At 60.8% G+C, this 22,491-nt stretch carries 22 protein-coding genes; 16 read left to right on the top strand and 6 right to left on the bottom strand.

Going from position 1 to position 22,491, the window contains the following annotated elements; genetic code table 11:
- The first annotated feature begins 23 nt into the window (after positions 1-23).
- A complete protein-coding gene (locus tag CWC48_RS28560; RefSeq protein ID WP_078048026.1) occupies positions 24-440 on the top strand; it encodes an SRPBCC family protein in 417 nt (138 codons plus the stop codon).
- Positions 441-599: 159 nt separating this feature from the next.
- Here CWC48_RS28560 and CWC48_RS28555 read toward each other — a convergent pair whose 3' ends face one another.
- Complete coding sequence (locus CWC48_RS28555; protein ID WP_078048027.1) at positions 600-1,991, bottom strand: HAMP domain-containing sensor histidine kinase; 1,392 nt, start codon at positions 1,989-1,991, stop codon at positions 600-602.
- Entirely contained in the window at positions 1,969-2,652 is a 684-nt protein-coding gene (locus tag CWC48_RS28550) for a response regulator transcription factor (RefSeq protein WP_010564812.1), read from the bottom strand. Before CWC48_RS28550 ends, CWC48_RS28555 begins: the two co-directional genes overlap by 23 nt.
- Before the next feature lie 437 nt (positions 2,653-3,089).
- On the opposite strand from CWC48_RS28550, the gene CWC48_RS28545 reads away from it, so the two are divergent.
- Entirely contained in the window at positions 3,090-3,995 is a 906-nt protein-coding gene (locus CWC48_RS28545; protein ID WP_099493444.1) for a hypothetical protein, read from the top strand.
- Positions 3,996-4,593: 598 nt separating this feature from the next.
- Here CWC48_RS28545 and CWC48_RS28540 read toward each other — a convergent pair.
- Positions 4,594-5,502: a MurR/RpiR family transcriptional regulator gene (locus tag CWC48_RS28540; protein ID WP_012723775.1), complete on the bottom strand. Its 909-nt coding sequence runs from the start codon at positions 5,500-5,502 to the stop codon at positions 4,594-4,596.
- 284 nt (positions 5,503-5,786) lie between these two features.
- On the opposite strand from CWC48_RS28540, the gene iolC reads away from it, so the two are divergent.
- The 14 genes from iolC (at position 5,787) to CWC48_RS28475 (ending at position 21,479) form a co-directional block, all read left to right on the top strand.
- Positions 5,787-7,724, top strand: coding sequence for a 5-dehydro-2-deoxygluconokinase (gene iolC, locus CWC48_RS28535; RefSeq protein WP_100490973.1), 1,938 nt, complete (start codon positions 5,787-5,789; stop codon positions 7,722-7,724).
- A 165-nt stretch (positions 7,725-7,889) separates the two neighbouring features.
- Positions 7,890-8,783 (top strand): myo-inosose-2 dehydratase, encoded by an 894-nt coding sequence (iolE, locus tag CWC48_RS28530; RefSeq protein ID WP_100490972.1) that lies wholly within the window; start codon positions 7,890-7,892, stop codon positions 8,781-8,783.
- Positions 8,780-9,568, top strand: coding sequence for a 5-deoxy-glucuronate isomerase (gene iolB, locus CWC48_RS28525; protein ID WP_078048031.1), 789 nt, complete (start codon positions 8,780-8,782; stop codon positions 9,566-9,568). The genes iolE and iolB overlap by 4 nt, the downstream gene beginning before the upstream one ends.
- Before the next feature lie 26 nt (positions 9,569-9,594).
- Positions 9,595-10,416, top strand: a complete 822-nt coding sequence (locus tag CWC48_RS28520) for a TIM barrel protein (RefSeq protein WP_099493440.1) — start codon at positions 9,595-9,597, stop codon at positions 10,414-10,416.
- Between the two features lie 130 nt (positions 10,417-10,546).
- Complete coding sequence (gene iolD / locus CWC48_RS28515; protein WP_100490971.1) at positions 10,547-12,478, top strand: 3D-(3,5/4)-trihydroxycyclohexane-1,2-dione acylhydrolase (decyclizing); 1,932 nt, start codon at positions 10,547-10,549, stop codon at positions 12,476-12,478.
- A gap of 18 nt (positions 12,479-12,496) precedes the next feature.
- Positions 12,497-13,507, top strand: a complete 1,011-nt coding sequence (locus CWC48_RS28510) for a Gfo/Idh/MocA family protein (protein ID WP_100490970.1) — start codon at positions 12,497-12,499, stop codon at positions 13,505-13,507.
- A gap of 153 nt (positions 13,508-13,660) precedes the next feature.
- Positions 13,661-14,689 carry a Gfo/Idh/MocA family oxidoreductase gene (locus CWC48_RS28505; RefSeq protein WP_100490969.1) on the top strand — a complete coding sequence of 343 codons (1,029 nt, stop codon included), beginning with the start codon at positions 13,661-13,663 and terminating at the stop codon, positions 14,687-14,689.
- 127 nt (positions 14,690-14,816) lie between these two features.
- Positions 14,817-14,993 carry a hypothetical protein gene (locus CWC48_RS30440; RefSeq protein WP_163033238.1) on the top strand — a complete coding sequence of 59 codons (177 nt, stop codon included), beginning with the start codon at positions 14,817-14,819 and terminating at the stop codon, positions 14,991-14,993.
- 48 nt (positions 14,994-15,041) lie between these two features.
- Positions 15,042-15,971 (top strand): sugar ABC transporter substrate-binding protein, encoded by a 930-nt coding sequence (locus CWC48_RS28500; protein ID WP_078048036.1) that lies wholly within the window; start codon positions 15,042-15,044, stop codon positions 15,969-15,971.
- A gap of 65 nt (positions 15,972-16,036) precedes the next feature.
- Positions 16,037-17,590: a sugar ABC transporter ATP-binding protein gene (locus CWC48_RS28495; RefSeq protein ID WP_078048037.1), complete on the top strand. Its 1,554-nt coding sequence runs from the start codon at positions 16,037-16,039 to the stop codon at positions 17,588-17,590.
- A gap of 26 nt (positions 17,591-17,616) precedes the next feature.
- Complete coding sequence (locus CWC48_RS28490; protein ID WP_016975559.1) at positions 17,617-18,639, top strand: ABC transporter permease; 1,023 nt, start codon at positions 17,617-17,619, stop codon at positions 18,637-18,639.
- A gap of 338 nt (positions 18,640-18,977) precedes the next feature.
- On the top strand, positions 18,978-19,382 hold the full coding sequence (locus tag CWC48_RS28485) for a TraR/DksA C4-type zinc finger protein (protein WP_010564800.1): 405 nt from the start codon (positions 18,978-18,980) through the stop codon (positions 19,380-19,382).
- 137 nt (positions 19,383-19,519) lie between these two features.
- Positions 19,520-21,160 carry a methyl-accepting chemotaxis protein gene (locus CWC48_RS28480; protein WP_371857057.1) on the top strand — a complete coding sequence of 547 codons (1,641 nt, stop codon included), beginning with the start codon at positions 19,520-19,522 and terminating at the stop codon, positions 21,158-21,160.
- A 115-nt stretch (positions 21,161-21,275) separates the two neighbouring features.
- On the top strand, positions 21,276-21,479 hold the full coding sequence (locus CWC48_RS28475; protein ID WP_028615868.1) for a hypothetical protein: 204 nt from the start codon (positions 21,276-21,278) through the stop codon (positions 21,477-21,479).
- A 7-nt stretch (positions 21,480-21,486) separates the two neighbouring features.
- On the opposite strand, the gene CWC48_RS28470 is transcribed toward CWC48_RS28475, so the two are convergent.
- The 3 genes from CWC48_RS28470 to CWC48_RS28460 form a co-directional block, all read right to left on the bottom strand.
- A complete protein-coding gene (locus CWC48_RS28470) occupies positions 21,487-21,723 on the bottom strand; it encodes a DUF2789 domain-containing protein (RefSeq protein WP_078048039.1) in 237 nt (78 codons plus the stop codon).
- Positions 21,724-21,790: 67 nt separating this feature from the next.
- Positions 21,791-22,021, bottom strand: coding sequence for a hypothetical protein (locus tag CWC48_RS28465; protein WP_078048040.1), 231 nt, complete (start codon positions 22,019-22,021; stop codon positions 21,791-21,793).
- Between the two features lie 110 nt (positions 22,022-22,131).
- Positions 22,132-22,407, bottom strand: a complete 276-nt coding sequence (locus tag CWC48_RS28460; protein WP_100490967.1) for a hypothetical protein — start codon at positions 22,405-22,407, stop codon at positions 22,132-22,134.
- Positions 22,408-22,491: the final 84 nt, after the last annotated feature.

The following is a 22,491-nucleotide window of genomic DNA, read 5'->3' as shown; positions in this document are numbered from 1 at the left end:
TTCTATTTTCTGGAGTAATTAACGTGGCAACAGCGTCTTCTGTAATTGAAATCCCGGTCTCGGCCGATCAGGTCTGGCAATTGGTCGGTGGCTTCAACAGCCTGCCGGACTGGCTGCCGTTTATCGTCAAGAGCGAGCCAAGCGATGGCGGCCGCGTGCGTCACCTGCAAACCGCCGACGGTGGCGTGGTGGTGGAGCGGTTGCAGAGCTTTGATAACGTTGGGCGCACCTACAGCTACACCATCGAGCAGTCACCGTTCCCGGTGAGTGCTTACCTGGCGACATTGCAGGTTGAGGCCTTGACCGAAACGTCGGCGAAAGTGACCTGGTCGGGTGTGTTCACGCCGGCGACGGGGACTACGGATGCGGCGGTGGAGGAATTGTTTGCCGGTGTCTACAGCGGTGGGCTTGAGGCGTTGCGCGCCAATTTCCCAGACTGAAACCGAACCTGTGGTGACTGGGTTTTGTGGTGAGCGGGCTTGCCCCGCGCTGCCCCGCGCAGCAGCCCCAAAAATCTTGGGAGCGCTACGCACTCCAGCGCGAGCAAGCTCGCTCACCACAGCAAGCCCGCTCACCGAAGTAAATCTCAACAGCGCAAGCTATTCGGGCATGAGCTGCTGGCGGCATTCCAGGACTAATCTGGCACCGCCTTGTTCACTGGTACCCACTTCCAACTTGAACCCATGCAAGTTGATGATCGCCGCCACAATCGACAAGCCCAACCCGAAACCGCCTTGCTGGTCGCTTTCATCCACGCGATAGAAGCGCTGGAACACTGCGTCACGTTCCGCCGCCGGGATGCCCGGTCCGGAGTCGTGCACTTCGATGCGTGTGCTGCCGGCGTCATTGACCCCACGCAGAATCACCTCGCCGCCCGGTGGGGAGAACTTGATCGAGTTGCTCAGCAGGTTGGACAGGGCTTCGAACAACAGGGCGCGGTCGCCGGTGATCCACGGCAGGGATTCCGGGGTTTCGAGGCGCAGTTGCAGTTCGCCTTCTTCGGCCAGCGGCAGGTAGAAGTCGTGCAACTCGCGCAACAGCGGCAGCGGGTCCATGACCAAAAAGCCTGAGCGGCGCTGGTGGTCTTCCAGTTCGGAGATACGCAACAGCCCGCGAAAGCGCGCCATCAGCGTATCGGTTTCGGCAATCGCGTCATCCAGTTTCACCGCGTAGTCCGACTCCGCCTCGGCCTCCTGCTTGATCCGGTACAACTGCGCGCGCAAGCGTGTCAGCGGGGTGCGCAGGTCGTGGGCGATGTTGTCGCACACGCCCTTGACCTCGTTCATCAGCTTTTCGATGCGGTCGAGCATGGCGTTGACGATGGCGGCGAGCATGTCCAGTTCGTCGCGCCGATTGGACAGCGGCAGGCGGTGGGTGAGGTCGCCGGCCACGATGGCTTCGGCACTCGCCTGAATCCCACGGATGCGTCGCAACGGACGGCGGCGCAACAAGTGCCAGCCGGCGGCGCCGGGGATAATCGTCAGGGACAGTGCCCACAGTAATGCGTGCCAGATGATGCGGGTTACGCCGAACAACGAACCGTTGGCCCGCACCAGCACCAGCCAGCGGCCGTCGTCGGTATGGGTGGCCACGGCGTCGCAGCTGTCCTTGGGCAGTTTGGGGTCGTTGGATTCCACGCAATTGGCCAGGGCGTGGATTTTGCCGTCCAGGGGAAGGTCCGGCGGAATCGCGCGGATCGGCCCACTGAGCGGGCGGAACTGCTCATCGAACAGCCCGTAGGCGTCCACGCCCTTCATGTCGAAGGTCATGCTGGTGGTCAGGGCTTCCACCAGTTCCTCGCCGTCGAAGCGCTGGAACAGGTGCTGGCGCTGCATCAGCGAATGGCGCGACAGGTCGCCCAGGTAACCCGACACCTCGTAATACAGCACCCCCATGAGGATGCAGCTCCAGGCCACGAACAACGAACTGTACAGCGCCAGCAAGCGGCTGCTGGAGGAGCGCCAGCCTTTAGAGGGGTTCAGCAATGACATAACCGGAACCTCGTACCGTGCGGATCAGCGGCGTGAGGCCTGGTGGGTCGATCTTCTTGCGCAGGCGACCGATGTGCACGTCGATCAGGTTAGTGCCGGGGTCGAAGTGATAGCCCCAGACTTCTTCGAAGATCATCATCCGCGACAGGATCTGCCCGGTGTTGCGCATCAGGAATTCCAGCAACTTGTATTCGGTGGGCAGCAGGCTCAGGGGCTGATCGGCGCGACTGGCTTCGCGGCTGATCAGGTTCAGCTCCAGGTCCGCGACACGCAGGGCGGTTTCGAATTCCTTGACCGTGCTTTTGCGCCGTAGCAGCACTTCGACGCGGGCCGCCATCTCGTCCGAGGCGAACGGCTTGGTGAGGTAATCGTCACCACCGGCGCGCAGGCCGCGCACGCGCTCGTCAACGTCGGAGAGGGCGCTGATCATCAGGATCGGCGTGGAGACGCCAATGGTGCGCAGTGTCGTGACGATGGCGAGGCCATCGAGTTCCGGCAGCATGCGGTCGAGGGTGATCAAGTCGTAGTCCCCGCTCACGGCGCGGACCAGGCCTTCGCGGCCGTTGTCTACCCAGTCTACGTCCAGTCCATGGCTACTCAGCTCGGCGACGATCTCGCGGGCCGTTACGGCGTCATCCTCGATGGTCAAAATACGGGTCATGGGATTACCTTTCACACTGGAAGACCGCATTCGCCGGCAAGCCGGCGCCTACAGAAGTACGGGCATTTTGCCAAGAAATGGCTGAACGCTTCCTAAATAAAACTTCATGTTGGCAAAACTGACACAGATTTCATCCATTGGCACAGGTCACTGTGGGAGACGGCTTGCCGGCGATCGCGGTCTATCGCTCAACTATCGGGTCGGTTGGAATGGCGCTAGCACCGGCATACCGGCCCCTGCAGGTTGGTGGCTGGCGTGAGATTGCATTACGCCCGCCTTTTGCGGTGATTTCTTGCAAGTTGCATGGTGTAGGTTAGTTCAATTTACTTAAGTTATTGAAATATAAGGACTTTAAATTTTGCGCCGACTGGCATGGTGCCTGCACTGTCCCTTTTGAGACTTGTAACACTATTTTTCTGCCTTGGAGCAAAACAACAATGATCACATCCTCATCCACGCTGCAAGAATCGAGCTCGCTCTCCGGGGTTTCCTGGGGGGCGATTTTTGCCGGGGCTGCCGCCGCGGCCGCGCTGTCGCTGATCCTGGTATTGCTGGGTTTCGGCCTGGGCTTTTCGGCGGTGTCGCCGTGGGCTGACAGCGGTATCAGTGCCAAGGGCCTTGGCATTTCCACGATTGTCTGGCTGGCGTTTACCCAGATCGTCGCGTCCGGGCTGGGCGGTTATATCGCCGGCCGGTTGCGGGTGAAGTGGGCCAACATGCACGGTGATGAGGTGTACTTCCGCGACACTGCCCATGGCTTCCTGGCCTGGGCGGTTGCCACGCTGATCACCGCGGTGCTGGTGGTGGGCTCGGTCAGCAGTGTTGTCAGCGGTGGTGTGAAAGCGGGTGCCAGTGTTGCCGCCGGCGCGGCCAGCGGTATCACTCAAGCCGCTGGCAGTGCAGCCAAGGGCGTCAACGGTGGCGATTTCGACTATTACGTCGACAGCCTGTTCCGTGATGATCGCCCGGTTGCCGTCAGTGATGACGCCGCCCATGGCGTGGTTGCCCGCATCTTTACCCGCACCCTGAGCAACGATGGCCAACTGGCCCCTGAAGACCGTGCCTACCTGGCCCAGTTGATCAGCCAGCGCACCAACCTCAGCCAGGCGGACGCCGAAGCGCGTATCGACAAGGTCTATGGCGATGCCCGTAAAGCTGTCGAAGACGCCAAGCTCAAAGCCAAGCAAGCCGCTGACACCGCCGCAAAAGTCGCTGCCTATACCTCGCTGTGGACCTTTGTTGCGCTGTTGATCGGTGCATTCTTCGCCAGCTTCGCAGCCACCTTTGGCGGTCGCCGTCGCGATGCCGTGGTGTATGTCGAAACCGAACACTTCGTACGTTAATTCAAGGAGAACATCATGCGCTCATTACTGCTTTGGTTCCTCGGTGTGCCTATTCCGGTGATCATTTTGATTGCGATCTTTATGCACTGATAGCACGTCTTAATCGGTAGAAAATGTGGGAGTGGGTTTGTTTGCGAAAGGCGTGTATCAGCGACTCATGAGTTGGCTGATACGGCGCTTTCGCGGGCAAGCCCGCTCCCACATTTGGTTTTGTGCAGGGTCAGCCAGCTTGTGACCAGTAGGGGGATCCAGATGTTCGTCAGGCCCTTACGCGGTGTGCGGATAATCACCTGCACATCCGAGAGGCGCGGCTAAGCCGTTATTAACCATTGGGCCAGCACGCGGCCGTGATAGCGGATCTGTGCCAGGGTCAGCGCGGTGTAGCCAATGATCACCGCAGGCGGTTGCCCAGCATACCAAGCGGCGAAACAGGTTCGCGCCGAGCATGTAGGCGCTGATGGTAGCGGCGAACACCAGGGCGTACGCGGTAGCCGTCAGATGGAAGCCCCGTTGCAGCGCACGTTCAGGCCTGTCCCGGCAGCGTCATCCCAACCCCTAACGCTGAGCAATAAATGTGGGGACCTTCAGAGGCCCATGCTCAGTCATCAAATCCAACCTGCTCATGAATCTCATCCACCTTCAATTCCAACCGATACGCCACCGCAATAAACAACGCCTGGCACAAGCACAACGTGGCGCTCAACGAACGAAACGCAAACGACGACCCCTCATTCACCAACAGCACGGCGTTCGCCCGCTTGGCCAGTGGCGATAGATTGCTGTCGGTGATGATCAGGGTCTTGGCCTGATGGTGCTGGGCGATGCGCAGGCAGTGCTGGGTCTCTTTTCCATACGGCGTAAAGCTGATCGCAATCACTAGGTCATTGGCGCGCACGCTGCGCATCTGCTCGCGGTAGCTGCCGCCCAGGCCTGAAATCAGGTGGATGCGCTTGTTGGTGTGCTGCAGGTTGTAGACCAGGTAATCGGCCACCGCAAAAGAGCGGCGCACGCCGACTACGTAGATATTGTCGGCATTCACCACCAGGTCCACGGCTTTGTCGAACGCGACATCATCCAGCTCCAGCCCCAGACGCTCGATGCCGGACAAGGTCGCGTTGACGCATTCGCGCGCCAGGTCACCGCCGCTGGCCTTCTGCGATTTGTTGGCGATCATGCTGCGGATGCGTTGCTGGTAGTTCTGCACCGGCGTGGTCTTGTGGGTGTAGGCCTCGCGGAACAACGCCTGCATCTCACTGAAGCCACTGAACCCGAAGCGTTGCGAGAAACGCACGATGGCCGACGGGTGCACTTCGCACTCGCGGGCGATGTCGCTGATGCGGTCGACCATGATCCGGTCGCTCTGCTGGCTCATGTAGCTGGCGATGCGCTTGAGCTGGCGCGGCAGGCTTTCGTATTCGTCGGTGATCAGCTGCAACAGGCGCTCGGCATTGATCGGAGGGCTGGCGATAGAGTCTTCCAGGGTGGTCTCGGGATCGGTGCGGGACATGGGCAATCCTTCTGGCGTTGTTGTCTGTTGCGCTGATGGGTGGCGCAAGTCTACAGGGTAGGCGCAAAAAAATACCCCGGCATCACGGCCGGCGTGGCCTGCTGAAACGATGCACTGCGGTGGGAGTGCCGTTGTACAAGCTTAATGGAAAAAATATTCCAATGAAAAAATATCTGGAATAAATATTGATTGGCGTCGCCGGACGTTCTAGTCTGCTCCCACCAAGAGCGTTTGCCATCGCCACGGCGGCACAACGCAGGCTGATAAAAATAACAGGAGCCAGCATGGGCCAGACTCGTTTTGCCAGTGGGCGTCAATTGGATCTGATTTGCCTCGGGCGCCTGGGCGTCGACCTCTATGCACAGCAAGTGGGTGCGCGGCTTGAGGACGTGTCCAGCTTCGCCAAGTACCTCGGCGGGTCCTCCGCCAACATCGCCTTTGGCACCGCACGGCTTGGGCTCAAGTCGGCGATGCTGAGCCGGGTGGGCGACGACCACATGGGGCGTTTCCTGGTGGAGTCCCTGGCCCGCGAAGGCTGCGATGTCAGCGGCATCAAGGTCGACCCGGAACGCCTCACCGCCCTGGTGTTGCTCGGCCTCAAGGACCGCGAAACCTTCCCCCTGGTGTTCTACCGCGAAAACTGCGCCGACATGGCCCTGCGCGCCGAAGACATCAGCGAAGCCTTTATCGCCTCCAGCAAGGCGCTGCTGATCACCGGCACGCATTTCTCCACCGACGGCGTGTACAAGGCCAGCATCCAGGCACTGGATTACGCGGCCAAGCACAACGTCAAGTGCGTGCTGGATATCGACTACCGCCCAGTGCTGTGGGGCCTGGCAGGCAAGGCCGACGGCGAAACCCGCTTTGTGGCCGATCAGAATGTCAGCCAGCACGTGCAGAAAATCCTGCCGCGCTTCGACCTGATCGTCGGCACCGAAGAAGAATTCCTGATCGCGGGGGGCAGTGAAGATTTGCTCAGCGCGTTGCGTAACGTGCGTGAGCTGACCCCGGCGACCCTGGTGGTCAAGCTCGGCCCGCAGGGCTGCACGGTGATTCACGGCGCCATCCCCGCACGCCTGGAAGACGGCGCCATCTACCCCGGTGTGCGCGTGGAAGTGCTCAATGTGCTGGGGGCCGGCGATGCGTTCATGTCGGGGTTCCTCAGTGGTTGGATCAATGACGCCAGCGATGAGCGCTGCAGCCAGTTGGCCAATGCCTGTGGCGGCCTGGTCGTGTCGCGCCATGCGTGTGCTCCGGCCATGCCGACACCCGCGGAGCTGGAGTACCTGTTCAACAGCCCGGTGCCGATTACCCGTCCGGACCAGGACGTGACCCTGCAACGCCTGCACCGCGTGACAGTGCCGCGCAAGGCCTGGAGGCAGCTATTCGTGTTTGCCTTCGACCACCGCTGGCAACTGGTGGACCTGGCACAGAAGGGCGGCCAGGACCCGGCGCGCATCAGCGATGCCAAGCAACTGTTTATCCAGGCCATCGAACGCGTCGAGAAAAAACTCGCCGAGCAAGGTGTAGAAGCCGATGTCGGTCTACTGGCCGACCAACGCTTCGGCCAGGACGCGCTCAACGCCGCCAGCGGTCGCGGTTGGTGGATCGCACGCCCGGTCGAGGTGCAGAACTCTCGGCCGCTGGCGTTCGAACACGGTCGCTCGGTGGGCAGCAACCTGATTGCCTGGCCCCAAGAGCAAATCATCAAATGCCTGGTGCAATTCCACCCGGATGACGAGCCGATGCTGCGCCTGGAGCAAGAGGCACAACTCAAGGCGGTATATGAGGCGTCGATTGTCAGTGGCCATGAACTGCTGCTGGAAGTCATCCCGCCCAAGGATCACCCGTCCACCTACCCGGATGTGCTCTACCGCAGCCTCAAGCGCCTGTACAACCTGGGTATCTACCCGGCGTGGTGGAAGATCGAGGCGCAATCGGCCGAAGACTGGAAAAAGCTCGACGAACTGATCCAGGAGCGCGACCCGTACTGCCGTGGCGTGGTGTTGTTGGGCCTGAATGCGTCGGCGGAATTTCTCGCTGACGGTTTCCAGCAGGCCAGCCAGAGCACCACCTGCCGTGGCTTTGCCGTGGGCCGCACGATCTTCCAGGAACCGAGCCGCGCGTGGATGGCCGGGGAGATTGATGACGAGACCTTGATCCAGCAAGTCCAGGCCACCTTCGAACAGCTCATTAACGCCTGGCGCAGTGCTCGGACCTAAGCACAGCTCCAGATAGGGAATGCAATCAAATGTGGGAGCGGGCGTGCTCGCGAATGCGGTGCATCAGCTACAAATTCTTTAACTGATACACCGCATTCGCGAGCACGCCCGCTCCCACATAAAGCAGCTCTCATGCAACTTTGAAAAACAATAAAAGGTGCAGCCATGCCCGCAATCCGAATTGGCATCAACCCGATCTCCTGGAGCAACGACGACCTGCCGGCCCTGGGCGGTGAAACCCCCTTGAGCACCGCCCTGAGCGAAGGCAAGGAAATCGGCTACGAAGGTTTTGAACTCAACGGCAAGTTCCCCAAGGACGCCAAGGGCGTCGGCGACGTATTGCGCCCTTATGATTTGGCGCTGGTTTCCGGCTGGTACTCCAGCCGCCTGGCCCGGCGCTCGGTGGCTGAGGAGATCGAGGCCATCGCCGCGCATGTCCAGTTGCTCAAGCAGAACGGCGCGACGGTGCTGGTCTACGGCGAGGTGGCCGATTCAATCCAGGGCTCGCGCATTCGCCTGATCGAACGCCCACGTTTTCACAGCGAACAAGCCTGGCAAGACTACGCCGACAAGCTCACTGAACTGGCGCGCTTCACCCTGTCCCAGGGCGTGCGCCTGGCGTACCACCACCACATGGGCGCCTATGTCGAATCCCCGGAAGACATTGACCAACTGATGCGCCGCACCGGTCCTGAAGTCGGCCTGCTGTTTGACTCGGGTCACTGCTACATGGGCGGCGGCGAACCTATAGAGGTGCTGCGCAAACACATCGACCGCATTTGCCACGTGCACTTCAAGGACGTGCGCAAACCGGTGGTGCAACTGGCGCGCAACCAGATGTGGAGCTTTCCCGACTGCATCGTCAACGGCACCTTCACCGTGCCCGGCGACGGTGATATCGACTTCGCCGAATTGCTCGATGTGCTGCTGGCCGCCCAGTACCAAGGCTGGCTGGTGGTGGAGGCCGAGCAGGACCCCGCCGTGGCCCCCAGCTATATCTATGCGAAAAAAGGCTACGACACCTTACGTGCGCTTCTGAACGAGAGGGCCGGACAATGAGCTTGTTGGTCAAAAGCAGCAAACGCGGGAAAACCATGGTCGCCCTCGAAGCCGGGCGCCTGGAGTACGTGGGCTTTGCCGCCTACCGCCTGAGCCTGGGCGAAACCCTGCCGGTCAGCGCCGGCGACCAGGAGCTGTGCCTGGTGCTGCTCAGTGGGCGGGTGAACATCGAAGGCGAAGGCTTCAACTGGCAGAACCTCGGGGATCGCCATTCGGTGTTTGAAGAAAAATCCCCCTTCGCCGCCTACCTGCCGCCGGGCACCGATGCCCAGGTCACGGCCTTGAGCGATGTGCAGATTGCCGTGTGCGCCGCCCCGGGCGGCGAGGGCTACGAGCCACGCCTGATCCGTCCGGAAAACTGCAAGCGCAGCGTGCGTGGCAAAGGTGCCAACACCCGCTACGTGTGCGACATCCTGCCCGACAGCGAGCCGGCCCATTCGCTGCTGGTGGTGGAGGTGCGTACTCCGTCCGGGCATTCGTCGAGCTACCCGCCGCATAAGCACGACACCGACGACCTGCCGCACCAGAGCTTCCTTGAAGAGACCTACTACCACCAGATCAACCCACCCCAGGGCTTTGTGTTCCAGCGGGTGTACACCGACGACCGCAGCATCGACCAGGCCATGGCTGTGGAAAACAGCGACCTGGTGGTGGTGCCCAAGGGGTATCACCCGGTCAGCGTCCCGTATGGCTACGAGTCCTATTACCTCAATGTCATGGCCGGCCCCAAGCGCGCCTGGCACTTCCACAACGACCCGCAGCACAGCTGGCTGCTGGACCTCTAATCAGCGGTTTTGGACGGAGAACAACAATGAAGTCGCCTCTACGTTTTGCCCTTAACCGCATGGTCGCCCCCCATTTGTCCCTGCCGGATTTCATTCAGTTGGCCGCCACGCTCAAGTGCGATGCGATCGAGATCCGCAACGACCTGGCGGACAAACAAATCGAATTCGGTACCCCGGCCAGCCGCGTGCGCGAACTGTGCGCGGTGCAGGGCATCACCGTGCTGTCGATCAACGCGCTGTACCCCTTTGATGTGTGGAACGACGAACGCCGGGCCCAGGCGATCAAACTGGCGACCTATGCCCGTGAATGCGGCGCACAGGGCCTGGTGATGTGCCCGTTCAATGAGCCGGGCGACACGCGCAGCGAAGCCCAGCGCGCGGCCGGGTTGCGCACGGCCTTGAGCGAATTGGCGCCGATCCTGCGCGAGTACGGGGTTCTCGGCTTTATCGAGCCCCTGGGTTTTGAAGAGTGTGCCCTGCGGCGCAAGCGCGTGGCGGTGGAGGCGATCAAGTCCATTGGTGGGCTGGATGTGTTCCGCCTGGTGCATGACACCTTCCATCATCATCTGGCCAGCGAGCATGAGTTCTTCCCGGAACTGACTGGCCTGGTGCATATCTCCGGCGTGGAAGATGCCGAGGCGCCGCTGAACGCGATTCGCGACGGCCACCGCGTGCTGGTGGGCGAGGGTGACATCCTCGGCAACGCGGCGCAGATCGACACCTTGCTTAGCACCGGCTACAGCGGCTACCTGTCATTTGAGCCGTTTGCCGAGAGCGTGCACGGCCTGGCCGATATCCAGCAAGCGTTGGGCGCGAGCATTGCCCACCTGGAAAAGTCCCTGGCATAACGCTAACCAAAGGTAGGCGCTGGCTTGCCGGCGATAGCGATCGATCAGATATGAATTCATTGTCTGACCCACCGCTATCGCAGGCAAGCCAGCTCCCACACTGGAGTTGTATTCACTCAAGGTGCAAGTGATGACCACAACACGATTGACCATGGCCCAGGCCCTGGTGAAGTTCCTGGATAACCAATACATCGAAGTCGATGGCGTGCAGAGTAAGTTTGTCGCCGGGGTGTTCACTATTTTCGGCCACGGCAACGTGCTGGGCCTGGGCCAGGCCCTGGAGCAGGACAGCGGCGACCTGGTGGTGCACCAGGGCCGCAACGAGCAGGGCATGGCCCATGCTGCCATCGGTTTCGCCAAGCAGCACCTGCGCCGCAAGATCTACGCGTGCACCGCCTCCGTAGGCCCGGGCGCCGCCAACATGCTCACCGCCGCTGCGACCGCCACGGCTAACCGCATCCCGTTGTTGCTGTTGCCCGGCGATGTCTACGCCAGCCGCCAGCCCGACCCGGTGCTGCAACAGATCGAACAGTTCCATGACCTGAGCATCAGCACCAACGATGCCTTCCGCTCAGTCAGCAAGTACTGGGACCGCATCAACCGCCCCGAGCAGTTGATGACCGCCGCGATCCACGCCATGCGCGTGCTCACCGACCCGGCCGAAACCGGCGCCGTGACCCTGGCATTGCCCCAGGATGTGCAGGCCGAGGCCTGGGATTATCCGGATTATTTTCTGCAGAAACGCGTGCACCGCATCGAGCGTCGCCCGGCGACCGCCGCGATGATCGGTGATGCATTGGCGGCGTTCCGCGGCAAGCGCAAGCCGCTGATCATCTGCGGTGGCGGCGTGAAGTACTCCGGCGCCAATGCCGCGCTGCAAGCCTTTGCCGAACGGTTTGATATTCCCTTCGCGGAAACCCAGGCGGGCAAGAGCGCCGTGGTCTCCAGCCACCCGCTGAACGTCGGCGGGATCGGTGAAACCGGCTGCCTGGCGGCGAATCTGCTGGCGCCCGAAGCGGACCTGATCATTGGGATCGGCACGCGCTACACCGACTTCACCACCTCGTCCAAATCGCTGTTCAAGCACGCAGACGTGAAGTTTCTCAACCTCAATATCAGCCCCTGCGACGCGCTGAAACTCGACGGTGTGCAGGTGCTTGCCGACGCGCAGGTCGCCCTGGAAGCGCTTGCCGATGCCCTGGGGGATTACCGTTCCGGCTGGGGCGAGCAGATTGTTGAGGCCAAGGCGCAGTTGGAGGCCGAAGTGGACCGTGTGCATCAGGTCGAATATGCCGGCGACGGGTTTGTGCCCGAGGTCGACGACCACCTGGATCGCGCGGTGCTGCGTGAATTTATCGAGCTGACGGGCTCGTGCCTGACCCAAAGCCGCGTGCTGGGTGTATTGAATGAAACCCTGGCCGACGACGCCATCATCGTCGCCGCCGCCGGCAGCCTACCCGGCGACCTGCAGCGCGCCTGGCGCAGCAAGGGCGTGAACACCTACCACGTCGAGTACGGCTATTCGTGCATGGGCTACGAGATCAACGCCGCCCTCGGCGTGAAACTCGCCGAGCCGAGCAAAGAGGTCTACGCCTTGGTCGGCGACGGCTCCTACATGATGCTGCACTCGGAGCTGGCCACCTCGATCCAGGAGCGGCGCAAGATCAACGTGGTACTGCTCGACAACATGGCGTTCGGCTGCATCAACAACCTGCAGATCGGCAATGGCATGGACAGCTTCGGCACCGAGTTCCGCTTCCGCAACCCCGAGAGCGGCAAGCTCGACGGCGGCCTGGTGCCGGTGGATTTCGCCATGAGCGCGGCGGCCTACGGCTGCAAGACCTACAAGGTCAGCACCGTGGAGCAACTCGAAGCGGCGCTGGCGGATGCGCGTACTCAAACGGTTTCGACGCTGATCGATATCAAGGTGCTGCCCAAGACTATGGTCCACGGCTACCTGTCGTGGTGGCGGGTAGGCGTGGCGCAGGTGTCCACCAGCGAACGCACGAATGCCGCCGCGAAAAAACTCAACGAACACCTGGCGAAGGCCCGGCAGTACTAATAACAAGAGGAGTGTTGTATGTCTTTGAAGCTTGGAGTGATTGGTACGGGCGCCATTGGCCGGGACCATATTCGTCGTTGCAGTCAGACCCTGCTCAACAGCCAGGTCGTCGCCGTGACCGACATCAACCTTGAACAGGCCGCCAAGGTGGTGGCGGACTTGAAGCTGGACGCCGAGGTGTACCCCGACGGCCATGCGTTGATCAACTCGCCGCAGGTGCAAGCGATCCTGGTGACCTCCTGGGGCCCGAGCCACGAAGAGTTCGTGCTCGCCGCCATCACCGCCGGCAAACCGGTGTTCTGCGAGAAACCCCTGGCGGTCACTGCCGAGGGCTGCCGCAAGATCGTCGATGCCGAGGTGGCCTACGGCAAGCGCCTGGTGCAGGTCGGTTTCATGCGCCCCTACGACGAAGGCTATCGCGCCCTCAAAGCCGTGATCGACAGTGGCCAGATCGGCGAGCCGTTGATGCTGCATTGCGCGCACCGCAACCCCACGGTAGGTGAGAACTACAAGACCGACATGGCGATCACCGACACCCTGATCCACGAGCTGGATGTGTTGCGTTGGCTGCTCAACGATGACTACGTGTCGGTGCAAGTAGTGTTCCCGCGCAAATCCAGCAAGGCCCTGGCGCACCTGCGTGACCCGCAGATCGTGCTGCTGGAAACCGCCAAGGGCACGCGCATCGATGTGGAAGTGTTTGTGAACTGCCAGTACGGCTATGACATCCAGTGCGAAGTGGTGGGGGAGACCGGCATCGCCAAGCTGCCGGAGCCGTCCCAGGTGCAATTGCGCAGCGGGGCGAAGCTGTCCAACGCGATTCTGATGGACTGGAAGGACCGGTTTATCGGGGCCTATGACGTGGAGTTGCAGGCGTTTATCGACAGCGTTCGCGCCGGCCAGGTGGGTGGGCCTTCGGCGTGGGATGGCTTTGCGGCGGCAGTGGCGGCGGATGCGTGCATCGAGGCGCAGAACAGTGAGCAGATTGTGAAGGTGAGCCTGCCGGATCGCCCGCACTTCTACGGCTGATTCACTGAAGAAACCCGGTTAAAAACTGTGGGAGCTGGCTTGCCTGCGATGGCGGTTCATCAGTGTCAGATTCATTGCCTGACACACTGCTATCGCAGGCAAGCCAGCTCCCACAGTTGAATTGGGTTTCCAGTTTAAATTAGGAGTGTATGTATGCGAATTGGACTGGTTGGCTACGGCCACGGAGGGCGCTTCTTTCATGCGCCGCTGATTGCAACACTGCCCGGCGCCACGTTTGTTGGCGTAGTAACTCGCTCACCTGAACGCCGCCAGCAGTTGGCGACTGACCATCCCGGCCTCAAGGCTTTCGATTCCATCGGCCAGATCGTCGAGGCGGGTGTCGACGCCTTGGTTATTTCCACCACCCTCAAAGGCCGCCCGGCCCTGGTGCTGGAAGCCATCGAACACGGCGTTACCGTGGTCAGCGACAAACCCTTCGCCGCCAACGCCGAACAGGCCCAGGCGCTGATCACCGCGGCCGAGCGCCAGGGCACGCTGCTCAGCGTGTATCAGAACCGGCGCTGGGATTCGGACTACCTGACCCTGCGCAAGCTCATCGACGCCGGGGCACTGGGCAAAATCAGCCGCTTTGAATCCCGCGTGGAACGCTACAGCCCGCAAGCCGTAGGTAACGCCAGCGGTGGTGGCTGGCTGCGCGACTTGGGCAGCCATTTGGTCGACCAGGCGTTGCAACTGTTCGGCCCGGTAGATCGAGTGTTCGCCCAGCTGCATTACACCGCCGAACACCCCACGGTGGATCACGGCTTCTTTGTCTCCCTGACTCATGCCAACGGCGTGATCTCCCATCTGTGGGGCAACGCCTTGCAAAACAGCCAGGCACCGCGTTTTCGCGTCAGTGGCTGCGCAGGCTGTTACACCGTCGAAGGCCTGGACGGTCAGGAGGAGGCGCTAATGGCCGGCAAGTCGCCGAAAACCGAAGGTGAGCACTGGGGTGCCGAAGAACATCGACGCTGGGGCTGGTTCGAACAAGGTTCTGAGCGTGAGCGAGTACCCTCGGAAAAGGGCTGCTGGACGCAGTTCTATCGGCAGTTGCAACTGGCCGTGCAAGGGCAGGGGCCGTTGCCGGTGGACGCCTATGACGCGCTGGAAACCACCCGTATATTGGACGCCGCACGCCTGAGCGCCGAGCGCCAGCAGGTGGTTTCAACAAAAATAGAATAAAATTCTAAAACAGGTTGATATGGAAATTATTTTCCAATAAAGTCTTTTCCAGGTTGCATAAAGTACGTTCGGACTCGATCCGCACGGCTCAACAAAAACAAGATCAAAAACAACCAGGTACCGTCAGATGAAAATCTTCAACGCTGTACTGCGAGTTTTACGCCCTGCCCACACGCCACGCGGTCTGCCCCGCGCCCGGCCGTTCTACTTCTCCTTCCTTAATGTGCTGTGCGTCGAAAACCAAGGCGCGCTGGTCTGCTGTATTCCAGGTGCACCGGTGGTCCGGCTGCCTGCTGAGCTCTGATAAACGCAACGTCCAAAAAACCAACAAGAAAGTGGAGACAGACCGTTCATGAAGACCCCGATCCGTTTTACCGCGCTGGCCTTGTCCATGCTGCTCGCCAGCGGTGTTGCCTCGGCTGCCGACCTGAAGATAGGCGTGAGCATGTCCGCCTTCGATGACACCTTCCTCACCTACCTGCGCGAAGACATGGACAAGCAAGCCAAGTCCTATCCCAAGGGCGATGGCGTACAGCTGCAGTTCGAAGACGCCCGCGCCGATGTGGTCAAGCAGTTGAGCCAGGTCGAAAACTTTATCAGCCAGAAAGTCGACGCGATCATCGTCAACCCGGTGGATACCGCGTCGACGGCCAACATCATCAAGGCCGCCACCGCAGCGAAAATCCCGCTGGTGTTCGTCAACCGTCGTCCTGACAGCCCGACACTGGCACCAGGCGTCGCGGCGGTGACCTCCGATGACGTCGAGGCCGGCAAGCTGCAGATGCAGTACATCGCCGAAAAGCTTGGCGGCAAAGGCAACATCGTGATCCTGCTGGGTGACTTGGCAAACAACTCCACCACCAACCGTACCAAGGGTGTGAAGGAAGTCCTGACTAAGTACCCAGGCATCAAGATCGAGCAGGAACAGACCGGTATCTGGCTGCGTGACAAGGGCATGACCCTGGTCAACGACTGGCTGACCCAGGGCCGCGACTTCCAGGCGGTGCTGTCGAACAACGACGAGATGGCGATCGGTGCCGCCATGGCGCTGAAATCGGCGGGCAAGAAGGGCGTGTTGATCGCCGGTGTCGACGGCACGCCGGACGGCCTGAACGCAATCACCAAGGGGGACATGACCGTGTCGGCCTTCCAGGACGCCAAGGGCCAGGCGGACAAGTCGGTCGAGACGGCGCGCAAGATGGCCAAGAACGAGCCTATCGAGCAGAACGTAGTGATCCCGTTCCAGCTGATCACCCCGGACAACGTCAAAGACTTCAAGTAGCCCCTACATAACAACAATAAGCCGGCAGGGCGGTCGTGCCCGCCTTGCCGATGGAGTACCTCCTTATGCTCGCTCAAGCCGCTGTCTCACAGCCCCCCGGCATCCAGCCGTTGCCGCTGGACGAACCCTACCTGTTGGAAATCGTCAACATCAGCAAAGGCTTCCCCGGCGTCGTGGCCCTGGCCGACGTGCAACTGCGGGTACGCCCCGGCACAGTACTGGCGCTGATGGGCGAGAACGGTGCGGGCAAGTCGACGCTGATGAAAATCATCGCCGGCATCTACCAGCCCGACGCTGGCGAGATTCGCCTGCGCGGCAAGCCGATTGTGTTTGAAACGCCCCTGGCGGCCCAGAAGGCCGGGATCGCGATGATCCACCAGGAACTCAACCTGATGCCGCACATGAGCATCGCCGAGAACATCTGGATCGGCCGCGAGCAACTCAACAGCCTGCACATGGTCAATCACCGCGAAATGCACCGCTGCACGGCCGAATTGCTGGCGCGCCTGCGCATCAACCTGGACCCCGAGGAACACGTGGGTAACCTGAGCATCGCCGAGCGGCAGATGGTCGAGATTGCCAAGGCCGTGTCCTACGACTCCGACATCCTGATCATGGATGAGCCGACGTCCGCCATTACCGAGAAGGAAGTGGCCCACCTGTTTTCGATCATTGCCGACCTCAAGTCCCAGGGCAAAGGCATCGTCTACATCACGCATAAAATGAACGAAGTGTTCGCCATCGCCGATGAAGTGGCGGTGTTCCGCGACGGCCACTACATCGGCCTGCAACGTGCCGACAGCATGAACAGCGACAGCCTGATCTCGATGATGGTCGGCCGTGAGCTGAGCCAGCTGTTCCCGGTGCGCGAGACGCCCATCGGCGACCTGCTGCTGTCGGTCCGCGACCTGCGCCTGGACGGGGTGTTCAAGGACGTCTCCTTCGACCTGCACGCTGGCGAGATCCTTGGCATCGCCGGGCTGATGGGCTCGGGCCGCACCAATGTGGCGGAGACCCTGTTTGGCATCACCCCAAGCGACGGCGGGCAGATTGAACTGGACGGTAAAGCGGTGCGTATCAGCGACCCGCACATGGCCATCGAGAAAGGGTTTGCCCTGCTGACTGAGGACCGCAAGCTCAGTGGCCTGTTCCCGTGCCTGTCGGTCCTGGAAAACATGGAAATGGCCGTGCTGCCGCATTACTCGGGCAACGGCTTTATCCAGCAGAAAGCCCTGCGTGCGCTGTGCGAAGACATGTGCAAGAAGCTGCGGGTGAAAACCCCGTCCCTTGAGCAGTGCATCGACACCTTGTCCGGCGGCAACCAGCAGAAGGCCTTGCTGGCACGCTGGCTGATGACCAACCCGCGCCTGCTGATCCTTGATGAACCCACGCGGGGCATCGACGTGGGCGCCAAGGCCGAGATCTATCGCTTGATCTCGTTCCTGGCCAGCGAAGGCATGGCGGTGATCATGATTTCTTCCGAATTGCCCGAAGTGCTGGGCATGAGCGACCGGGTCATGGTGATGCACGAAGGCGAATTGATGGGCACCCTGGACCGCAGCGAAGCGACCCAGGAAAAAGTCATGCAGTTGGCCTCCGGGATGACCGCAGTCCACTGACGTACAGAATAAGAAGGTGATGGGTTATGAACGCAATAACGGATAACAAGCCTGCGACGGTGCCAACCAAAAGTCGTCGACGCATGCCCACCGAGCTGAGCATCTTTTTGGTGCTGATTGGCATCGGCCTGGTCTTCGAGCTGTTTGGCTGGATCGTGCGGGACCAGAGTTTCCTGATGAACTCCCAGCGCCTGGTGCTGATGATTCTGCAAGTGTCGATCATTGGTCTGCTGGCGATTGGCGTGACCCAGGTCATTATCACCACGGGGATCGATCTGTCCTCCGGTTCGGTGCTGGCGCTGTCGGCGATGATCGCCGCGAGTTTGGCCCAGACTTCCGACTTTTCCCGTGCGGTGTTCCCGAGCCTTACCGACTTGCCGGTGTGGATCCCGGTGGCGATGGGGCTGGGCGTCGGGCTGCTGGCGGGGGCGATCAACGGCAGCATCATCGCTGTCACCGGCATTCCGCCGTTCATTGCGACCCTGGGCATGATGGTCTCGGCCCGTGGCCTGGCGCGTTACTACACCGAAGGCCAGCCGGTGAGCATGCTCTCGGACTCGTACACGGCCATCGGCCATGGCGCGATGCCGGTGATCATCTTCCTGGTGGTGGCGGTGATCTTCCATATCGCGCTGCGCTACACCAAGTATGGCAAGTACACCTACGCCATCGGCGGCAATATGCAGGCGGCGCGTACCTCGGGGATCAACGTCAAGCGCCACTTGATCATCGTGTACAGCATCGCCGGTCTCTTGGCTGGCCTGGCGGGTGTGGTGGCCTCGGCACGTGCCGCCACCGGCCAGGCCGGCATGGGCATGTCTTATGAGCTGGATGCGATTGCTGCGGCAGTGATCGGCGGTACTAGCCTGGCGGGCGGGGTAGGGCGCATCACCGGCACCGTGATCGGCGCGCTGATCCTTGGGGTGATGGCCAGCGGGTTTACCTTTGTCGGTGTGGATGCGTACATCCAGGACATCATCAAGGGCCTGATCATTGTGGTGGCGGTGGTGATCGACCAGTACCGCAACAAGCGCAAGCTCAAGCGCTGAGGCGCAGCGGCAAGCCTCAAGCCTCAAGCTGCAAGCATGCTGATGTTTGCAGCTTGTCGCTTGCCGCTTGCGGCTTATAGCTGCTTCACGAACTTTCCTGCTATAAACGCACTCCGATAACCATTCGCCAAGCCCGTCCTGGTGCCTTTTGGGGTTATCTGGGAAAAAATGCCTGTCATTTCAGTTGCTGCGCCCTCAAGTCGGCCTTAGACTGCCGCCCCTCGTAAATTGAGTGCCGGGTGGCGCTTGGAATGGACGGCGCCTTTCCGAGACCTGCAGAGGTCGGCCGGAACGCTCCCTTATTCGCCTTAATGCACGTATTTTTTATAGAGAAATCAATGACAAAGGAAAAGTTGCTGGCCATGCCGGCGGATGACTACATGAATGCCGAACAGCACGCTTTTTTCGAGCAGTTGCTGCAAGACATGAAAGTGGAACACCACGAGCGCATTGAACAGAACCGTATCGCCATTGAAAGCCTGGATACCCCGGCCGATCCGGCTGACGCCGCTTCCGTTGAAGAAGAGCGTACCTGGCTGGTCAACGCAATCGACCGCGACCAGCGCATGCTGCCGCAGCTTGAGCGCGCACTGGAGCGCATCAAGGAAGATTCCTTTGGCTGGTGCGATGACAGCGGCGAGCCGATCGGCCTCAAGCGCCTGCTGATCAGCCCGACCACCAAGTACTGCATCGAAGCGCAAGAGCGCCACGAGCAGATCGACAAGCACCAGCGCCAAGCCTGATGCGTTGAAGCTGGGGGATCGCCACGCGGTTCCCCAGGGAAAGACCCGTTACACCCCGTCTATTGATCTGCTGCAAGCTACCCCACTAAAGGCCCATGGATAATGGCCCGATAGTGGCGTTTAATGCATGAACAATAATGACAAGCAGTGGGGTAACGACGATGGCTGGAGACGGATCTCTGATGGGCGCAGCAGTGCCACCGCAACCGGTGGTGCGCGGGTTGCCCGGCTGGCTCACGCCGTTCTTGCAGAGCACCGCCCTGGTGCTGGTACTGTTGGGCCTGGCGCTTGCCAGCCTGCCACTCTACGTCTGCTTGCCACTGGCGCTGCTGGTGATCTGGCTGCCTCGGTTGAAAAGTCGCACGCCGGTTATTGCCTCCTCCGAAGGCGTCGATGCCATTGGCGAGCTGACGCGCGACCTGTCCTACACCACCAGCCATAACGCATTGTCCGCCGCCGGCGTGGCCTATTCGGTCAAGCAGCTGGCTGCCCGGTTGCAATCACAGTTGAGCGCCGCCAAGCAGATTGTCAGCAGTGCCGAGGTGATGATCGGCACCGAAAAGATCACCTCCCAACTCAGTCGCGAAGCGCTAGGCGCTGCCAGCCAGGCCCACCGGCGCAGCACTGAAGGCCGCGAGGTGCTGGCCCAATCGATCACGCGTATGCACCAGCTCAGCCAGCGCGCGAATGCCAGCCGTGAACTGATCGAAGCCTTGAGTCAGCGCAGTGAGGAAATCCAGCGGGTGACCCTGGTGATCCAGTCCATCGCCAGCCAGACCAATTTGCTGGCGCTCAACGCGGCCATTGAAGCCGCACGGGCCGGTGAACACGGGCGCGGGTTCGCGGTGGTCGCCGATGAAGTGCGCGGGCTCGCCGGGCGAACAGCCACGGCCACTGATGAAGTGGGCGTGATGGTCGCGGATATCCAGCAACGCACTGCCCAGGTGGTGGAACAGATTCGCCAGCTCTCGGCCGACCTGCACACCGGCGTCGAGCAGGTGGAGCACGCTGGCGAGCAACTGCAAAATATCGCCAGCCTGGCGGCGGATGTGGAAGGCCAGGTTAATGAAATCGCCCAGGGCACCGACACCAATCGCACGCAACTCGACAGCCTGTTCCATGCCGTGGAGCAGATGCGCAGCGACCTGGCCGTCAGCGATCAGCAAACCCGTCAACTGGCTGACGCTGCCGTGCAGATGGAAGGCCAGGCCGAAACCATCAGCGAGCGCCTGGCCGAAGTCGGGCTGGATGACTACCACCAGCGCATCTACGACCTGGCGCGTGAAGGCGCAAGCCGGATTGCCGCGCAGTTCGAAGCCGATGTGCAGCAGAACCGCATCAGCCTGGACGACCTGTTCGACCGCAGCTACACGCCGATCGCCAATACCAGCCCGAGCAAATACCACACCCGCTTTGACGGCTACACCGACCAGGTGCTGCCGGCGATCCAGGAGGCACTGTTGCCACGGCATGAAGGGTTGGTGTTTGCCATCGCCTGCACGCCCCAGGGCTATGTGCCGACGCACAACAAGGCGTTCTCCCACGCGCTGACCGGTGATGCGCAGGTGGATGCCGTGCAGAACCGCACCAAGCGCAAGTTTGAAGACCGCACCGGGATCCGCTGTGGCAGCCACCAACAGGCCGTTCTGCTGCAGACCTATACCCGTGACACCGGCGAACTGATGCACGACCTGTCGGTGCCGATCATGGTCAAGGGCCGGCATTGGGGCGGCTTGCGCCTGGGCTATAAACCCGAGGTAGCAAAAGGCGGACGATAGGGATTATTGCTGTTTATGCAATGGAGCTATTCCGGGGATAGCTTTTTCCAACTGGAGGAAAACCGTAGCATGGCCAACATTGTTAGCCAGCTAACTAATGCTGCGGAGAAGCTTCATGCAAAACAAAGTCGATGTCGCCGTGATGATTGGCAGTGGCGTTCCCGAAACCTTGCGTGCGCTGGGTCAGAAGGCTTGCTGGGTGGTGTTGCTCAACGGTGAGCAGCGCGGCACGGCGTTCGCCAGTCGCGATGAAGCGGAGGAGTGCAGGGCTGCCTGGCAGGCGCTGTTGCGCCTGGAGCAGTCAGACAGCCTGCATTGACGCCGACTCAGTTCGCTTGATGCAGGCGTTGGTTCAGTTCATCCACGGCAATCGCCCATTCGGCATCGTCGCGAAGCTCTTCCTTGAGAAAACTCGCTTGTTGCGCCGACCAGAACGGTGCATCGATGAGCTTCACATCTTCAGGCAATGGATGGGCAACGATAAACGCATCGATGCCGTCTGGGGTTGAATCCAGGCCCAATTGTTCAAACAGGGTTTCAAGGGTGGGGATTGGCGCGTCCATTTGGTTCTCCATGCAGGGTGGTCGTTATGCATGGGAGGGTTGTGGCGCAGCAGAGTTCTATCGGATCTCAGGAATTCAGGGCCCCGGCGTCCACGGCAGTCTTTAACGCCTTGGCGGCGTCCTTGGCGGCGATGGCAGCCGCGTCGACAGTTTTGAACCAGCGGTCTTTTTCCACCTGGTGGGTGGTGACAGTGGTCAGCGGTGGCTTGGCCCGCATTACGATCACAGCTTGGAATTCGCCGTCTACTTCCCTCGCGTCGCCATGGATGAAAAATTCGCCGATATCAAATTCCGTCACGTAGAGCCTTCCCTTGGAGATAACTGCACTGGTGAAACCTGGCCCGGCGGGCACAAACTTCAGTGGACGGGCCAGTATGGCAGTTGTTGCGGGTCGGCGGCGCAGTTAAGTTAATGGCCTGACGAAACGATTGCTCCGTGGGCTGTCTGCAGCATTGCTTCAAGTTTCTTGGCCAGCTCGCAGGCCTTGACATGGTCGCTGCGAAAGCCTTTGATTCGGCCGCTGAGCACTTCGCGGATGTGGAAGAAGTTTCTACCGGCAGGCACGACTTGGTAAAGAACCGAATCCGAGTACCCATCAGAGCCATTCAAGCGGTAGTATTGGGCTTCGTCCTGACGGGATGGACGGGTGTGCGAAGACATAGCGCTGTAGGTTGGTCGTTGCATGGCCTGCTCCTTTCGGTCGATCCGGGTAATGTGATTGCAACGCTGTGGGTGGTTTTGCTCTGTGCTGCTGTTTTAGTATTGTCG

Origin of the sequence: Pseudomonas sp. S10E 269 (assembly GCF_002798465.1) — a bacterium.
Taxonomy (GTDB): domain Bacteria; phylum Pseudomonadota; class Gammaproteobacteria; order Pseudomonadales; family Pseudomonadaceae; genus Aquipseudomonas; species Aquipseudomonas pergaminensis.
The sequence above is the reverse complement of the archived record's forward strand: the minus strand, read 5'-3'. Positions and strand labels throughout refer to the sequence as shown.

Coding starts and splice junctions, on each gene's coding strand:
- CWC48_RS28540 (WP_012723775.1), bottom strand. CDS start 5,502: ATGTCCCGCACCGATCCCGAGACCACCCTGGAAGACTCTATCGCCAGC.
- CWC48_RS28460 (WP_100490967.1), bottom strand. CDS start 22,407: ATGCAACGACCAACCTACAGCGCTATGTCTTCGCACACCCGTCCATCC.
- CWC48_RS28490 (WP_016975559.1), top strand. CDS start 17,617: ATGAACGCAATAACGGATAACAAGCCTGCGACGGTGCCAACCAAAAGT.
- CWC48_RS28520 (WP_099493440.1), top strand. CDS start 9,595: ATGAAGTCGCCTCTACGTTTTGCCCTTAACCGCATGGTCGCCCCCCAT.
- CWC48_RS28550 (WP_010564812.1), bottom strand. CDS start 2,652: ATGACCCGTATTTTGACCATCGAGGATGACGCCGTAACGGCCCGCGAG.
- CWC48_RS28545 (WP_099493444.1), top strand. CDS start 3,090: ATGATCACATCCTCATCCACGCTGCAAGAATCGAGCTCGCTCTCCGGG.
- iolB (WP_078048031.1), top strand. CDS start 8,780: ATGAGCTTGTTGGTCAAAAGCAGCAAACGCGGGAAAACCATGGTCGCC.
- CWC48_RS28500 (WP_078048036.1), top strand. CDS start 15,042: ATGAAGACCCCGATCCGTTTTACCGCGCTGGCCTTGTCCATGCTGCTC.
- iolD (WP_100490971.1), top strand. CDS start 10,547: ATGACCACAACACGATTGACCATGGCCCAGGCCCTGGTGAAGTTCCTG.
- CWC48_RS28505 (WP_100490969.1), top strand. CDS start 13,661: ATGCGAATTGGACTGGTTGGCTACGGCCACGGAGGGCGCTTCTTTCAT.
- CWC48_RS28475 (WP_028615868.1), top strand. CDS start 21,276: ATGCAAAACAAAGTCGATGTCGCCGTGATGATTGGCAGTGGCGTTCCC.
- CWC48_RS28470 (WP_078048039.1), bottom strand. CDS start 21,723: ATGGACGCGCCAATCCCCACCCTTGAAACCCTGTTTGAACAATTGGGC.
- iolE (WP_100490972.1), top strand. CDS start 7,890: ATGCCCGCAATCCGAATTGGCATCAACCCGATCTCCTGGAGCAACGAC.
- CWC48_RS28485 (WP_010564800.1), top strand. CDS start 18,978: ATGACAAAGGAAAAGTTGCTGGCCATGCCGGCGGATGACTACATGAAT.
- CWC48_RS28480 (WP_371857057.1), top strand. CDS start 19,520: ATGACAAGCAGTGGGGTAACGACGATGGCTGGAGACGGATCTCTGATG.
- CWC48_RS30440 (WP_163033238.1), top strand. CDS start 14,817: ATGAAAATCTTCAACGCTGTACTGCGAGTTTTACGCCCTGCCCACACG.
- CWC48_RS28510 (WP_100490970.1), top strand. CDS start 12,497: ATGTCTTTGAAGCTTGGAGTGATTGGTACGGGCGCCATTGGCCGGGAC.
- CWC48_RS28495 (WP_078048037.1), top strand. CDS start 16,037: ATGCTCGCTCAAGCCGCTGTCTCACAGCCCCCCGGCATCCAGCCGTTG.
- CWC48_RS28555 (WP_078048027.1), bottom strand. CDS start 1,991: ATGTCATTGCTGAACCCCTCTAAAGGCTGGCGCTCCTCCAGCAGCCGC.
- iolC (WP_100490973.1), top strand. CDS start 5,787: ATGGGCCAGACTCGTTTTGCCAGTGGGCGTCAATTGGATCTGATTTGC.